This is a genomic window from Mycobacterium sp. 1423905.2 (genome assembly GCF_001673155.1).
In the GTDB taxonomy this organism is placed as follows: domain Bacteria; phylum Actinomycetota; class Actinomycetes; order Mycobacteriales; family Mycobacteriaceae; genus Mycobacterium.
In genome coordinates this window covers 1-14916 of record NZ_LZLE01000062.1, presented here as the reverse complement: position 1 = coordinate 14916, position 14916 = coordinate 1, and the positions used below count along the sequence as shown (strand labels likewise).

The 14916-nt window shown below is 65.3% G+C and carries 11 protein-coding genes and 1 pseudogene; 7 read left to right on the top strand and 5 right to left on the bottom strand.

Annotation, left to right across the window (positions count from 1 at the left end; genetic code table 11):
• The 4 genes and pseudogenes from A9W95_RS03805 to A9W95_RS03795 all read left to right on the top strand — a co-directional run.
• A partial coding sequence (locus tag A9W95_RS03805) for a RyR domain-containing protein (RefSeq protein ID WP_253851549.1) occupies positions 1 to 1220 on the top strand: 1220 nt, incomplete at its 5' end.
• A gap of 121 nt (positions 1221 to 1341) precedes the next feature.
• Positions 1342 to 2862 carry a sensor domain-containing protein gene (locus A9W95_RS03800; RefSeq protein ID WP_067409300.1) on the top strand — a complete coding sequence of 507 codons (1521 nt, stop codon included), beginning with the start codon at positions 1342 to 1344 and terminating at the stop codon, positions 2860 to 2862.
• Positions 2863 to 3294: 432 nt separating this feature from the next.
• Positions 3295 to 4164, top strand: a pseudogene (locus A9W95_RS27655) (serine/threonine-protein kinase); the annotation flags it as partial.
• Between the two features lie 123 nt (positions 4165 to 4287).
• Positions 4288 to 7443, top strand: a complete 3156-nt coding sequence (locus A9W95_RS03795; RefSeq protein WP_256388882.1) for an AAA family ATPase — start codon at positions 4288 to 4290, stop codon at positions 7441 to 7443.
• Here A9W95_RS03795 and A9W95_RS03790 read toward each other — a convergent pair.
• On the bottom strand, positions 7440 to 8579 hold the full coding sequence (locus tag A9W95_RS03790) for a BTAD domain-containing putative transcriptional regulator (protein ID WP_067409298.1): 1140 nt from the start codon (positions 8577 to 8579) through the stop codon (positions 7440 to 7442). The two genes, A9W95_RS03795 and A9W95_RS03790, sit on opposite strands and share 4 nt — an antisense overlap.
• 257 nt (positions 8580 to 8836) lie before the next feature.
• On the opposite strand from A9W95_RS03790, the gene A9W95_RS03785 reads away from it, so the two are divergent.
• On the top strand, positions 8837 to 9160 hold the full coding sequence (locus tag A9W95_RS03785) for a hypothetical protein (RefSeq protein WP_156745984.1): 324 nt from the start codon (positions 8837 to 8839) through the stop codon (positions 9158 to 9160).
• A gap of 99 nt (positions 9161 to 9259) precedes the next feature.
• On the opposite strand, the gene A9W95_RS03780 is transcribed toward A9W95_RS03785, so the two are convergent.
• A complete protein-coding gene (locus A9W95_RS03780; protein WP_067409296.1) occupies positions 9260 to 10138 on the bottom strand; it encodes an aminodeoxychorismate lyase in 879 nt (292 codons plus the stop codon).
• Positions 10139 to 10194: 56 nt separating this feature from the next.
• Here A9W95_RS03780 and A9W95_RS03775 point away from each other — a divergent pair, with 56 nt between their 5' ends.
• The gene (locus A9W95_RS03775; protein ID WP_067409295.1) at positions 10195 to 11286 is read left to right on the top strand and encodes a folate-binding protein YgfZ; all 1092 of its coding nucleotides are present in this window, start codon (positions 10195 to 10197) and stop codon (positions 11284 to 11286) included.
• Positions 11287 to 11431: 145 nt separating this feature from the next.
• The gene (locus A9W95_RS03770; RefSeq protein WP_067409294.1) at positions 11432 to 11623 is read left to right on the top strand and encodes a DUF3073 domain-containing protein; all 192 of its coding nucleotides are present in this window, start codon (positions 11432 to 11434) and stop codon (positions 11621 to 11623) included.
• Between the two features lie 9 nt (positions 11624 to 11632).
• On the opposite strand, the gene purM is transcribed toward A9W95_RS03770, so the two are convergent.
• The 3 genes from purM to A9W95_RS03755 all read right to left on the bottom strand — a co-directional run bounded on the left by purM (position 11633) and on the right by A9W95_RS03755 (position 14840).
• A complete protein-coding gene (gene purM, locus A9W95_RS03765) occupies positions 11633 to 12727 on the bottom strand; it encodes a phosphoribosylformylglycinamidine cyclo-ligase (protein WP_067409301.1) in 1095 nt (364 codons plus the stop codon).
• A gap of 59 nt (positions 12728 to 12786) precedes the next feature.
• Positions 12787 to 14313 carry an amidophosphoribosyltransferase gene (gene purF / locus A9W95_RS03760; RefSeq protein ID WP_067409293.1) on the bottom strand — a complete coding sequence of 509 codons (1527 nt, stop codon included), beginning with the start codon at positions 14311 to 14313 and terminating at the stop codon, positions 12787 to 12789.
• A 137-nt stretch (positions 14314 to 14450) separates the two neighbouring features.
• A complete protein-coding gene (locus A9W95_RS03755) occupies positions 14451 to 14840 on the bottom strand; it encodes a sterol carrier family protein (protein WP_067409292.1) in 390 nt (129 codons plus the stop codon).
• Between the last annotated feature and the right edge of the window lie 76 nt (positions 14841 to 14916).

Sequence of the window (14916 nt, the reverse complement as noted above, 5' to 3'; positions counted from 1 at the left end):
TGCCCGATCACCAGTTCTACCGGCAGCAAGCAGGATTCGCCTCCACTGGGCCGGCGATCGATGCGGTGGCCGAGGCGCCCACCGTGCCCACACTGCTGCGACTGATCGGTGACTCAGATTCACAGACCAGCGCCGTCATTCTGGTCGACACCCATACCGCCACCACCGGCACCAGGCTAGCGGCCCGTTTCCCCGACATGCCGGTCTACGCCTCGGACACCAACGCCAGCATCGCCGACGACTCCATCCAGGTGGTGGGGCTGCTGCAGTCGTATTCCTTGGTCCTCGACACCCGCGAAGGGCAGATCCAAGACGCGTGGGAACGGGCCGCGCGATTGATCCACGAGCGTTACGTCGCCACCTTGGACCCGGACGGGCCGCGATCCCCCGCGGCGATGCCGTGGACCGAACTGAACGAGTTCTACCGTGGCTCCAACCGGCGCCAGGTGCGCAACGCGCTCTGGATGGTGGAGCAGATCGCGGGCCACACCTGGAACACCTGGGGCACCGCGCCGGTACAGCTGTCCGGGCGGGACATGGCCGACGCTCCGCCGCTGGAACAGTTGGCGCTGTTGGGATTTGACCGTTCTTCGGCGCTGGCCATGGCCCAGGCCGAACATGAGGACTGGTGCCGGTATTACCGCCGCAACGGCTGGAAGTACGGTCCGGTCCGCGACGACTCGCGCAAGATCCACGACAAGCTGGTCGACTGGTCGGCGGTGGAGAGCAAGCCCGAGTTGCTCAACTCGGCCGTGCGCAGCTTGGCGGCCACCTTGTGGAGCTTGCGACAGCTCGGCTACCGGTCCCGGCCGCTGTGGAGACCGTTCGAGCGATCAGGGACCGTCACCGCCGAGCGGCGCGACGCGCCGTGGACGTGGAAATCGGACTCCGGGCACATCATGCGCGCCCAGCCCGGGGACTGGGCCGTGCAATCCGACGGAAAGATCTGGTCGGTGCGCGACGACATCTTCCGCGCCACCTACGAGGAGGCCGGCGACGGCAAGTGGCGCCGCACGGGCCGAGTCCAGGCGCGGCCGGCTCAGCCCGGCGAAATCGTCAACACCCTGGAGGGACCGACCGCTGCTGCCGATGGCGACTGGGTCGTGCGCGGCGCCGACGGCGAGCAGTGGCCGGTTCCGGGTGAGGAGTTCGCCCAGCGTTATGTCGAGGCGCGCCCACCGGCCGAGGCCGAAGTCAGCGAGGCGAATCAACAGCTCTGACGCCCGAAGTCATCGCTGCGCTCGTTTGCCGAAGTTGATTGCTGAGGGTAGAGCCATGCGCTACCGTCGCATCGGATTCGCCGCGCTAGCTCCCCTGTGCCCTCCTATTGAGGAGATTTCCATGGCCTTATTCATCAGCTACTCGAGCCAAGACAGATCCTCGCTGGATGCCCTGACGACCGCGCTCAAGCGCGCGCAGCAGCAGGTGTGGTTCGACCAAGAGCTGGGCGGCGGCGACTCGTGGTGGAACGCCATCCTGGAACAGATCCGCGCCTGCGAGGTGTTCATCGTCGCGCTGTCCAACAACTGGCTGCAATCCAAACCCAGCCAGGCGGAGTTGCGGTACGCCCAAGCATTGAACCGGCCGATCCTGCCGGTCCAGGTGGGGCCCGTCGACAGCGTGCGCGTCAATCCCGTGTCGGACCTGCAGATCATCGACTACCAGAATCCGACCGTGGACGCTGGCATTGCGCTGGTCACCGCGATCCACTCGCTGCGCGCCAAAACCGCGCCGTTACCTGAACCGCTGCCGCCGGAGCCGCCGGTGCCCTTCGGGTACATCATGCGGCTGGGCAACACCCTGGCCGAGAAGGAGCTCAGCCCGCAGCAACAGCTTCAGCTGTTGGTCGAGTTGCGCAGCGGGCTCGACGAGGACGGAGACGACCCCAGCGCGCGCAGCGACATCGCCCAACTGCTGCGAATGCTGCGGCTGCGCCATGACGTCACCTACCGCACCCGCAGCGAGATCGACAACGTGCTGGCCGAGATCGACGCCAAAGATGGCGGCGCGGAGGCCAAACCGGGCGCCCGGGCCCCGTCGGCCGCGGCAGTTGCGACCGAGCCAGCGATACCGACCCAGCCCAGCGCCCCGCCACAACCGGCCGCCGCCCCCCGCCCGGCGGCGACCAAGTCCGCGACACCCGCACCGACCGGCGGCGGTTCGAACAAACGATTGCTGATCATCGGCGCAGCGGCGTTGGTCGCCGTCGTGGCGATCGTGGCAATAGTGCTGTTCACCACGCAAAGCGGCAACCGCAAGCCGACGGCGAAACCGGGCGCGTCCGCCACGGCGGCGGACGCCCGCCCCGAGCTGACCCTGCTGGGCGCGCAGGAAGTCGGCTCCATCCTGGGTGACCCCAACATGGTGTCCGCCTCGCGCGGTGATCAACTGCGCACCCCGCAGGGCACCCTGTCGGCACCGGAGTGTGTGGCCGCTTTCGAACCGCTCGAGGAGTCGGTCTACCGCCCGCACAACCCGAGCGCCGCACGCAACGAGGTCTTGCACACCGCCGGTGAAAACCCTGCTCACCGTGTGGTGGAAGGCGCGGCGACGTTCCCGTCGGCGGAGAAGGCTCGCGCATTCGTGGCCGCGTCGGCCGAAAGGTGGCGGGCTTGCGCCAACAAGACGGTCAAGTTCGGCGGCTCGGGCGGCAGGGGCAGCGAATGGACCTTCGGCGACGTCGACGGCGCCGCGCCGAAGATCAGTCAAGTACGTACCCAGACCGACGGCAGCGGCCGGACGTGTCAGCACGTGCTCGACGCGGTCAGTGAGGTGGTGGTCGAGGTGGAGGCGTGCGGCTCAGACGTCGCCGATGCGGGCAGCCGCATCGCCGAGCAGATCGGCACCAAATCCGCGAGATAGCCCAGACATGGAGCGGCCCCCGAGCGCATTTCCGGTTGGACGGACCGAAAACTCGGGGGCCGGGTGGCTGCGGGGAATTCGCCAGCGCAAAGTCGCCGGTTGTTCCGAGCCACTGCTGCTAGCGCGCAGCCACCTCACATGTCCATGAAGCTATCAATTTCGCGGACCACCTCCTTCCTTGTGTACGGCCGACCGTACCTGTAATTTCGCGAGCCGACAACAGAATTCAGCGCTCAGCGATCACCGACGATGCCGGCCAATCACCGATAAATCTCGCTGCTGTCTCCGTGCCCGCATTGCCCACCGACTGCCTCATAGCGCGCTCCTATCAACTTCACACGAACGATGAACATTGCTCCGTAACCCATCCCCCGGCCTATTGTGGATTAGCTGAAGGTAAGAACTACCCCACTGGGTGGTGCAGGGGGGCCAATGAAAGGCACAGCGTTCGGGCGGTACCAGCTGCAAGAACTCCTAGGTCGCGGCGGCATGGGCGAAGTGTGGCGCGCACACGACACCCTGACCGACCGCGTCGTGGCACTCAAGGTGTTGCCAGCTCAGTTTGCTGAAGATGAGGTCTTCCAACAACGATTCCGGCGGGAGGCACATCAGGCGGCCAGACTGAACGAGCCGCACATAGTTCCGATTCACAACTATGGCGAGATCGACGGACGTCTCTACGTCGAGATGCGATTGATTGAAGGTCAAGACCTTCAGGCCGTCCTCAATAAGGGTCCGCTGATCCCAGCGCGTGCGGTCGCGATCCTTGAGCAGGTCGCCATGGCGTTGGACGCGGTGCACCAAAGCGGTTTGGTCCACCGAGACGTGAAGCCGTCGAACATATTGATAGCGCGATACGACTTTGCGTACCTCATCGACTTCGGCATCGCGCGCGTCGCTCAGGAAACCGGGTTGACCAGTGCCGGACATGTGATCGGCACGTTGCACTACATGGCACCCGAGCGATTCCGGAACGAGAATGCCGACGCGCGCGCCGACGTCTACGCGTTGACGTGCGTACTCGCCCAGTGCCTGACCGGAACCGTGCCCTTCCCTGGCGACGATGCAGAGCAACAGCTCATGGCCCACCTGACTAAACCACCCCCCCGCCCGTCACGAATCAACCCTGCGTTGCCCGCAGGAATCGATGCCGTGATCGCCAAGGGGATGGCGAAGGATCCCGACCGCCGCTACCAAACAACTATCGAACTCGCCGCGGCCGCCCGCGCCGCGATCGGCGCGGCGGTGCCCGCCCAGCAACCCGACACCGGACAGGCGACCGCACCCGCTACCGTGCACGCGACTGCGGACTCGGCCGCCACGCTCCTTGAGAGCGGCCCTCTGACAGTGGAACCCGTTGTGTCGAAAATTGAAGCACCATCAAACGCTCACCAGGCTGGAACGAGCGCAACGATCGACGAGTTGATGGACCGGGCGGTATCAGCGATCAGCCGCGGCGATAACGCCATCGATCCAGGCCCGGCCGAGCAGGTCTTGACAAGAGGCGACCGAGTAGGCGAAGCCGATGATCTTTGGGGCGAACCTACCGATAGCGGCGAGATACGGCGATTGACGATCCTCTCAACGGATCTGGTGAATCCGACCAGCCTGGCCATGCAGGTGGAACCAGAGACATACCGCCTGCTGGTGAGCCGCCACCGAAAGCAAGTGCGGCAGATCGTGGCCCGCTACGACGGACATATCGGCTCGGCGAAAGGCGACGGCCTCCTAGCGGTGTTCGGCTACCCCCACGCCCATGAAGACGACGTCCAGCGAGCGGTGCAGGCCGGCTTGGAGATCACCCGCGAGGCGGAGCGCCTCAGCGAGAAGGCGAAAGACCGGTTTGGAGCGACGATCGACGTCCGGGTGGGTCTGCATCGCGGAGCGGTATATCTCGACAATACCCAGGACGACGTCTACGGGCTGACTGCCGTTGTGGCAGAAAAGATTTCAACTCTTGCGCCAACCGGAGGCGTTGCAGTCTCGCAGTCGGTGGAGCCGTTGATCCGTCATGCATTCGAGATGGAGACGCTGCCGGAAGCGCCGATGGGTGGAAGCGAGGTCATCAGCCCATTCCGCGTCATCGGGGAACGGGTCGAGACCCCCGCAGCTCCTCTTGGTCCGCTGGTCGGCCGCGATCGCGAACTCGCGCGTCTGGAGAAGAGCTGGTCGCGTGCGCGAGCCGGCACGTTGACTGCGCCGGCCGTGGTGTTTCGCGGCGAACCCGGTGTCGGCAAGAGCAGGCTAGCGGCCGCGGCAACCGAATTGGCGCAGCGAGACGGCGGAACTGTTCTCGAGCTCGTCGGCTCGCCAGTCCACTCCGACGTCGGCTTGCACCCTATGCGGATGCTGTTGGAACGCCACTGTGGTATCACGCGCCTCACCGAGCCCGGACGACGGCTGCAGCTGCTGGAACACGAAGTCGCTGCCCGAGGACTGGACACCGATACATCGATCCCACTCCTAGCACCGGTCCTCGGTCTCGACGCAGGCCATGGCTATGAACCGGTGGAGGCGGAAGGCCGCAAGCTTCAGGAGCTGATCGCAGAAGAGCTGAAGCGGTATCTGTTGGCATACTTCGCCGGTGCCTCGGGTCTCATTGTCGTCGAGGACGCGCACTGGTTCGACCCGTCGACCTTGGAGATAATCGGTGCGCTGCTGAACGACACGAAAGGCCGCCTGCTCGTAGTGATCACCGGGCGCGAGGGCAGTTGGTTGCCGGATCACTGGCCAGCGAAAGTGTTCCCGCTGCTACCGCTGAGCGATAGAGAATCCGATCAACTGGTCCTGGCGCTAAATCCGGCTGCCAGCCCAACCGATTGCGCAGCGGTACGAGCCCGATGTGACGGCATCCCGTTCTACATCGAACAAGTCGTCAACGGATTAGGGTCTGCGGCCGAAGGCGATCGGCCGACCGTACCTGATCCATTGTATGAGCCGTTGTTCGCGCGACTTCTGGCTACTGCCAACGTCGTACCTGTCGTCGAGGCAGCCGCGATCATCGGGCGACATATCGACCGCGGGCTGTTGGTTGCGGTGTCCTCGCTTACCGAAAACGAGGTCGACGACGTCATTGACGAGCTAGAAGACGCGAAAGTCTTTGAACCGCAGGGTCGCGACGCGTGGCGGTTTCGACACGAACTGCTTCGAGAGGTCGCAGCTGAGTTGGCGCCGCCAAGCGTACGGCGGGGACTACACGCGAAAGTAGCCGACGCGCTGACGACCGGAGCGGCCGGTGACCCGGATTGGCGACGGGTGGCAGCCCACTACGAGCAGGCGGAACGGCACGCCGAGGCCGCCGCGGCTTATCAACAGGCGTCTGTCGAGGCGCGTCGCCGTGGCGCTCTCCAAGAGGCCCGCAGCTACCTGACCCACGCGCTAGCGCAACTCGAGCAATGCCCGCCGGGCGAGGAACGGAACCGGGCGGAGATAGGACCCCGGTTGGAGCGGGGATTCCTCGCGTCAGCCACCGAGGGATATCAGAGCCCGGCCGTCATCGATGACGTCGAGCGCTGCCTGCAACTCATGGGAAGTGACCTGCGCGACGACCAACTGTTTGGGACGCTGTTCGCCGTCAGCAGCTATTACATCAATAAGGCGGACTTGCGCCGGGCTAGTCAACTTGCGGCAGCCTTGCAGGCCCGAGGAGAGGAAGCCGAGCAGTGGTGGCGGCCCGCGATCGAGTGTGTGCATGGCATGATAGCTTTTCTGCGTGGTGAATATTCCACTGCGCGTACACATTTCGAGCGGACCACGTCCGGCTTCGTCGCAGACGACGAGCACACCATGGAGGACATGTGGTTCATTCCGCACGATGCTGTCGCGATGGCCTATGAGCACTTGGCCATCTACCAAGTGCTGCATGGAGACGTCGCCGCGGCAAAGAGCGCTATTGCCGGTGCAATGCAGCGTGCCGACCAACTCGGATTTCCGTTAGGGCCGTACAACCATGTCTATGCCATCGACATGGAGCTTTGGGTATGGCTTGAAGCCGGCCAATTTGATCGCGCAGGCCGACTCGTGAGCGACATGATCGAGAAGGCAGAACGGTACGGATTCGACTTCTGGCAAATGTTCGGGTTCACAGAGCGAGCCCTTGTCGACGCCGAAGTTTCATTGGAAGGACAGGAAACCGACCCGAGCACGTTGGCCGCTCAAATTGAAAATCTCACCCAATTCACCGATTTATGGCGCTCGCTTGGTCTGAACGTGTACCAAACTCACTACGACTGCGTCATCGGGTTGCTGCTGGCCGCCGCGGGCCGTCGCGAAGAAGCACAAGCCCGTCTAAACGGCGCACTGCAACTGGCCGATGAGACCGAGATGCACTTCTACGATGCTGAGTTGCTTCGCGCGCGTGCGCGCACCCATGTCGACCCGGATACCAGGGCAGCGGATCTCGGCGTCGCCATCGAGTTGGCCCGCCACCAGGACGTACCTTTATTCCAATTACGGGCTGCCTTGGATGATTTCGATCTGCGCGGTGCGGATGCGCGGACCGTCCTGATCGAGGCGGTGAACCGTTTTCCCGCTGACTGCGCACTGCCGGAAGTGATACGTGGACGACGAGCCCTCGTCTAGTCCTCATTAGCGTGCAGCTCGAAGACGAACCGGCTGTCGCCGATCCGAATAGAATCACCGTCAACTAGCGGGGCGCTTCCTCGAATTCGCTCGTGTCCCAACTCGACGCCGTTGGCCGACCCCGCGTCGTTGATCACAAAGCTGGTTCCCGTGTCGATGATGACCGCATGATGGCGACTCACCTTCGCGTCGGCTAGAACGATGTCATTGTCAGACAGGCGCCCAATCCGGGTGGCTGCTCCGTTCAACGCATAACATTCTCCCGACGGCGTTCGCAGCAGCCCGGCAGCCGAGTTGCGTCCCAATACGGTGCTCCGGGTGCCGATGAGAGTCTCGGTCGCGGTCACCCTGACCGACCGTTGGATATCGAACGTTTCCTGCCGCAGGATCCTCTCGTGTAGGGCGCGGACCGCAGGGCTCGGGTCGATACCCAGTTCGTTGGCCAGGATGGCTTTCAATCGCTGGAATGTGCCGAGCGCGTCGGACTGACGGTCCGCGAGGTAGTACGCCGTCATCAATTCAGCCCAGACCGGTTCTCGGTAAGGGTGGTCGACCACCAGTGTTTCCAATTCGCTAACCACCGATTCGGCTCGACCGCAGGCCATTTCGGCCTGCGCTCGCGAAATATGAACAGCCACTTTGTCTTCCACCAGCGCGACAGCGAAAGCATCGATCAGTTCGATCTCGCGCAAGTCCTCGAGGAACGCACCTCGCCATTCGCCCAGTGCGGCAGAGAAATGACGGGTGGCTTGCTCGAAGTTTCCGTCAGAAGCGGCCTGCACGCCGACCGCTTTCTCGTGGACGAATCGGCCAAGGTCGACATCGCCGTCGCTGACATTCAAGCGGTATCCGGGCGGCGCCTTCTGAAGCACTTTGCGAGGGTCGACAACGCCACCCGTTCCGAGCAGCCGGCGCAGATTCGACACGTACACATGGACGCTGGCCCGGGCTTCGGCCGGTGCGTCTTCTCCCCAGGCGGCGTCGATCAAGGACTCCACGGCCACCGACCTGTTGCGATTAAGCAGGAGAACGGCCAACACAACACGCTGTTTCGGCGTGCCGACGGGGACAGCTTTGCCGCCGACCGACATCTGTAACGGGCCGAGTAGACCGAAGCGCGGAGTCTTGTCCCCCATCTGTTTTTGACTCCCTTGGTGAGCGTGTCAGCCCCATTCTGACCGACGTGGACTCCCAGTGAAAGGGCAGACCCGACGGGTGAATCGGTCAGCGTGCCAGCTCAAACTCGGACCCCCGGCAGCGGTGCTAAGCGTGCCCGTCCACGCGACGTCCGCGGCATTCGGGGACCTCAAAGCGGCGTTAAGAAACCTTTAAGCACCCGAGCCGACTGTCATCTCAACAAGCAAGCCACTTCAACCGAAAGGTCGAAACTGAAATGAATACCAGCCAACCAACACAAGCGACTCACTCCGACCGTCCGGAAAGTGCTCGGAAGGCAAGGGGAGGAAACAAGTACCAACGTCTCGCGGCGAGCGTCACGATGGTTCTGGCCGGTTTGGCAATCGCATTGGTAATCTCCGTCACAGCGGCCGGCCAAGCGGGGGCGACCGGATGCTCGACAATCCAGAACGACATCGCCTTCCACAACGCCAAGCAGGTCAACAAACGAGACGCCGCCGCGGTGGCTGCGTATAACCGGGAAGCCGACATGCTCGAGGCGGTAGCGCGCAGCTGCGGTTACAAGGTCAACAGTCACTAATTCAACGAGACCTGCGGGGTAAGGTGGGCCACTCACGGCCCACCTTTTCGCATGTACGGGCCGCGTGTCATGGTCGATCTGCGCGCTTTTAAACAGCGCTCAGCGATCACCGACGATGGCGGCGTCGACAAGTTCGGCGAACGTGGTCGCCATCGGGGCGGGGCGCAGCAGCCGGCCATCGAGGGTATGCACGCGGGCCGCCAGGGTCATGCTCGAGATGAGCCAAACTCCTTGTGCGGCGAATAGATCAGCCACCCGCAGGGCCCGGTAGTCGCAGTCGTAGCCTTTGGCGCGGGCCGTCTCGAAGAGCGCCTGCTGGGTGGTGCCACGCAGGATCGGGTACCAGGGCGGCGGGGTCACCAGGCACGGGTTGCCCTCCGATCCTTCTTCGGTCGCGATCACCACTGTGGACCGCGGCCCTTCCAGCACGTAGCCGTCCGAACTGACGAAGATCACGTCGCCGGCGCCGTGTCGGGTGGCGTGGCGCAGCGCGGCCATGTTCGTCGCGTACGACAGTGTCTTCGCGCCGGCCAGCAACCAAGGCATGGCGTCGATGCCGGTGGCGGGCAGCCCGCGATCCAGCGTGACCGCCGAAACGCCACTGCGGCGCACCGCTGTCACCCGGTCCGGCACCGAGGTCACCATCACGTAGGCCGTCGGGGGTGACCCGCCTTCCCGGCCGCGGCTGTAGATCAAGCGCAGCGCGCCCTCGGCTGCGGCGTCTGCCACCCAACGCTGCGTGGCGACCGCAATGGCATGCCGCCAGCCCGCCAGATCCGGTTCGGGCAGATCCATCAATTTGGCCGAGTGCGTCAACCGCTGCAGGTGCGCCTCCACCAGGCACGCCGCGCCGTCGCGCACCAGCAACGTCTCGAAGATCCCGTCGCCACGCACGACCGCCAGATCATCGGCGTGCAGCAGCGGCATTGCGGGATCGTGGAATTCGCCGTCCAGGGTGACGACGACACCGCTCTGCATGGGTTAGCAGCCTAGTCGTCGGGTGGTGTGGCACGCCTAATCCGTAGAGTTGTGCTGTGTCCGCAGTTCCTGCCCCAGATCCTGGACCCGACGCGGGCGCGATCTGGCACTACGGTGATCCACTCGGCGAGCAGAAGGCCGCGCAGAGCGATGCCGTGCTGGTGGACCGCTCACACCGGGCCGTGCTCACCCTCACCGGCGCCGACCGGCAGACCTGGCTGCACAGCATCTCCACCCAGCACGTCAGCGAGTTGCCGGCGGGGTCCAGCACCCAGAACCTCAGCCTCGACGGGCAGGGCCGCGTCGAAGACCATTGGTGGCAGACGGAAATGGGCGGAACCACCTATCTGGACACCGAGCCCTGGCGGGGCCAGCCGCTGCTGGATTACCTGCGCAAAATGGTTTTCTGGTCCGACGTGACGCCGGCGACCGGGGACCTGGCGGTGCTGTCCCTGCTCGGGCCGCGGCTCGCGGAGCCGCCCCTGCTGCATGCCATGGGCATGGACCTGCTGCCCGTCGAGCTGATGGCGGTGCCGTTGGCGCGCGGCGGTTTCGCCCGTCGGATGCCCAGCGCCAACCCCGATCAGATCGAACTGGATCTGCTGGTGCACCGCGACGCGTTACCGAGCTGGCAGCGGCGGTTGGCGCAGGCCGGAGCGCGGCCAGCCGGAATCTGGACCTACGAGGCTCACCGGGTCGCGGCGCTGCGCCCGCGCTTGGGCGTGGACACCGACGAGCGCACCATCCCGCACGAAGTCGGATGGATCGGCGGTCCCCGAGAAGGCGCCGTCCACCTGGACAAGGGCTGTTACCGCGGCCAGGAGACCGTCGCTCGGGTGCATAACCTCGGCAAGCCGCCCCGCATGCTGGTGTTGCTGCACCTCGACGGCTCCGGCGACCGACCGGCCACTGGTGATCCCGTGTTGGCGGGTGGTCGTGCGGTGGGCCGCTTGGGCACTGTCGTCGAGCACGTCGACTACGGGCCGGTGGCGTTGGCGCTGCTCAAGCGGGGCGTACCGGCCGAGACCGAACTGGCTACCGGCGACGCCGGCCAAGTGGCCGCGGTGATCGACCAGGAGTCCCTGCCCCAGGCGGACGAGGTGGGCGCCGGACGGCGCGCTGTCGAGCGGTTGCGCGGGGGCCGATAGACACCGACTGCGTCTACACGCGGGCAGGGCGCACCGACGCGCGGCGCCGAGGCACGGTAAGCTGTCGACAGGACAATAACGACACTAAGAGATCGGAGCCGCCTACTTGTTAGGCCGCTCCGTTATTTCGCGAGGGGGTTCCCCCATGGGCCGCGGCCGGGCTAAGGCAAAGCAGACCAAGGTTGCACGAGAACTGAAGTACAGCTCCCCGCAGACCGACTTCCAGCGGCTTCAGCGCGAGCTGTCAGGGACGAGCGCCGACGACTCCGACCACGCTGACGGCGACGGACGGTTCCCCGACGATTCTTGGGAGCACGACGACGACTGGCGCCGCTGAAGCACAGGGTTAGAACCGGGGGTGCTGCCCGACCAGCTTGGCACGCGAGCCATCTTTAGCGCCCTTGCCGACAGATCCCAGGATCCAGCAGTTGTGGTGTCGTGCGGTGAGGATGGCTTGAGCGCGGTCGGTGTCCTCGGGAGCGACGACGGCAATCATGCCGACGCCCATGTTGAACGTTTTTTCCATTTCTTCCCGGGAGACCCGGCCGCGCTGAGCGATCATGGCGAACACCGGCGCCGGCGTCCAGGTACCCCGGTCGACCTCGGCGATCAGTCCCTGGGGGATGACGCGTTCCAGGTTGCCGGCCAGCCCGCCGCCGGTGACATGGCAGAACGTGCGGACCTCGGTCTCGGCCGCCAGGGCCAGGCAGTCTTTGGCGTAGATGATGGTCGGCTCGAGCAGTTCTTCGCCCAGCGTCCGGCCGAACTCCTCCACGTAACCGGCCAGATTCATCCGGTCGATCTCGAGTAAGACGGTGCGGGCCAGCGAGTAGCCGTTGGAATGCAGGCCCGAGGAGCCTATCCCGATGATCACGTCGCCGGGCTTGACGCGCTCGGGGCCCAGCACGTTGTCGGCTTCGACGACGCCGACACCGGTGGCCGAGATGTCGTAGTGGTCGGGCTCCATCAGCCCGGGGTGCTCGGCGGTCTCGCCGCCCAGCAGCGCGCAACCGGCCCGCACACAGCCTTCGGCGATGCCGCTGACGATGGCCGCCAGCCGTTCCGGGACGCTGCGCCCGACAGCGATGTAGTCCTGCAGGAACAGGGGCTCGGCGCCACAGACGACCAAGTCGTCGACCACCATCGCGACCAGGTCCAGGCCGACGGTGTCGTGTTTGTCCATGGCCTGCGCGACCGCGAGCTTGGTACCCACCCCGTCGGTCGAAGCGGCCAGCACCGGTTCGCGATAATCACCACGCAGAGCGAACAATCCGGCGAAGCCGCCGAGCCCGCCGCGCACCTCCGGCCTGGTTGCCTTGCTAGCCAGCGGTTTGAACAATTCAACTGCGCGATCACCGGCTTCGATGTCCACCCCGGCCGAAGCGTAGGTGATGCCCTGGTTACCCGCGCCCTGCCCGGAGCTTCGTGAGGGATCCGTCATCGCGATAAAGGCTACCCGGGCGAGCGGCACCACCGGTATCGGTTACCGGTGGTGTCCTGTCAGCGACCCACGGTGACTTCGTCGGCGGCCAGATCACCCAAGTCGGAGCCGCGCGCCGCATTGGCCAGCATGTGCTCCACCACGTTCTTGCCCAACACGGTCTCACTGGGCAGTTCGATCGGGTAAGTGCCGTTGAAGCAGGCGGTGCACAGCCGCGAAGCGGGTTGCTCGGTAGCGGCGATCAGACCGCGCAGCGAGATGTAGCCGAGGGTGTCGGCGTTGATGGCATGCCGGACGGCCTCCAGCATTTCCTCTTCGTCTTCGACCGCGTTGGCGATCAGCTCGGCCGGAGAGGGGAAGTCGATGCCGTAGAAACACGGCCACTTCACCGGCGGGGACGCGATCCGAACGTGGACCTCGATCGCCCCGGCTTCGCGCAGCATCCGCACCAGCGCCCGCTGGGTGTTCCCCCGCACGATTGAGTCGTCGACGACGATGAGCCGCTTGCCGCGGATCACCTCTTTGAGCGGATTGAGCTTCAGCCGGATACCGAGTTGGCGAATCGTCTGCGACGGCTGGATGAAGGTGCGGCCCACGTAGGCGTTCTTCATCAGGCCTTGACCGTAGGGAATTCCGGACTCTTGGGCATAACCCACCGCCGCGGGCGTGCCGGACTCCGGGACGCCGATCACCAGGTCGGCGTCCACTGGGCATTCACGGGCCAGGCGACGACCGATTTCCAGCCGGGTGGCGTGGATGGATCGGCCCGCGATCGTGCTGTCCGGCCGGGCCAGGTAGACGTACTCGAAGACGCAGCCCTTAGGGGTGGGGTTGGCAAACCGGGTGGACCGCACCCCGTCGGCGTCGATGGCCAGCAGCTCGCCGGGCTCGATGTCGCGGACGAACGAGGCGCCGACGATGTCCAGCGCGGCGGTCTCGGAGGCCACCACCCACCCGCGGTCCAGCCGGCCCAGCGACAACGGCCGCACCCCATGCGGGTCGCGGCAGGCGTACAAGGTGTTTTCGTCCATGAACGTCAGGCAGAACGCCCCGCGCACCGTCGGCAGCAGTTCCAGGGCGGCCTGCTCCAGGCTGGAGTCGGCTGAACCGTGGGCCAACAGCGCACCGAGGATGTCGGAGTCCGTGGTCGCCGGAGCCGGGCAGCGTTTCGCGATCAACCCGGCATCGCGGGCGCGGGCGGCGAGCTCGGCGGTGTTGACCAGGTTGCCGTTGTGGCCCAATGCGACGCCGGTGCCCGCGGCGGTGTTGCGGAACACCGGCTGGGCGTTTTCCCACGTCGTGTCGCCCGTGGTCGAATACCGGCAGTGCCCGATGGCGACATGGCCTTCCATCGCCGCCAACGTCTGCTCGTCGAACACTTGGCTGACCAAGCCCAGGTCCTTGAAGACCAGCACTTGAGAGCCGTCTGCGACGGCGATGCCAGCGGCTTCCTGGCCGCGATGCTGCAGCGCGTAGAGGCCGTAATAGGTGAGCTTGGCGACGTCTTCACCGGGGGCCCAGACCCCGAAGACGCCGCACTCTTCACGAGGCGCATTGAAGTCTTGCTCGGGCTGCTCGACAGTCACGATTTGGCGGCTCCCTAGGGCGCGGTTGGTGACGCCACGAAGTCTACGGGCCGCGCCGGTACACCGGCGAATCCCGCCTGGCGTGTTGCGCTTCAATCCGCGTGTCTGCGCCAGCAAAACCCCAGCTCAAGCCCCATCTAGCTCAACTGCACCACCGGTAACAAGTGGCGAATTTCACCCGCCCGGGAGCCGGACAGCGTTACCGATCCGGTCGCCGCCGCCTCCGACAATTCCAGCAGTCCGGTGGCGACCAACAGCCAGGTGCGGGAGTCGGTCTCCACCACGTTGGGCGGTGTGCCGCGGGTGTGCCGGGGTCCGGCAATGCACTGTACGGCCACGAACGGCGGGATCCGCACCTCCACGCTGGCGCCGGGGGACAGTTCGGCCAGCGTGCGTGCGGTGAGGCGAACCGCCGTGGCCAACGTGTCACGATCGGGCGCCGGACTTGTCTCGTCGCGCAACCACTCGGCCAGGGACGACACGACCTGACGCGTCTGTGCCGGATCAGGACTGCGGCGGACGGGCATACCTTAGGGTCTCAGAATCATGGATCCGCGAAGGCGGCCACCGCACAAGACCGTCGGCCTGGTGGCGTGGACGGTC

Bases quoted from the DNA above. Each gene is read 5' to 3' on its own strand.
- A9W95_RS03800 (WP_067409300.1), top strand. From the start codon at position 1,342: ATGGCCTTATTCATCAGCTACTCGAGCCAAGACAGATCCTCGCTGGAT.
- A9W95_RS03795 (WP_256388882.1), top strand. From the start codon at position 4,288: ATGGACCGGGCGGTATCAGCGATCAGCCGCGGCGATAACGCCATCGAT.
- A9W95_RS03790 (WP_067409298.1), bottom strand. From the start codon at position 8,579: ATGGGGGACAAGACTCCGCGCTTCGGTCTACTCGGCCCGTTACAGATG.
- A9W95_RS03785 (WP_156745984.1), top strand. From the start codon at position 8,837: ATGAATACCAGCCAACCAACACAAGCGACTCACTCCGACCGTCCGGAA.
- A9W95_RS03780 (WP_067409296.1), bottom strand. From the start codon at position 10,138: ATGCAGAGCGGTGTCGTCGTCACCCTGGACGGCGAATTCCACGATCCC.
- A9W95_RS03770 (WP_067409294.1), top strand. From the start codon at position 11,432: ATGGGCCGCGGCCGGGCTAAGGCAAAGCAGACCAAGGTTGCACGAGAA.
- purM (WP_067409301.1), bottom strand. From the start codon at position 12,727: ATGACGGATCCCTCACGAAGCTCCGGGCAGGGCGCGGGTAACCAGGGC.
- A9W95_RS03755 (WP_067409292.1), bottom strand. From the start codon at position 14,840: ATGCCCGTCCGCCGCAGTCCTGATCCGGCACAGACGCGTCAGGTCGTG.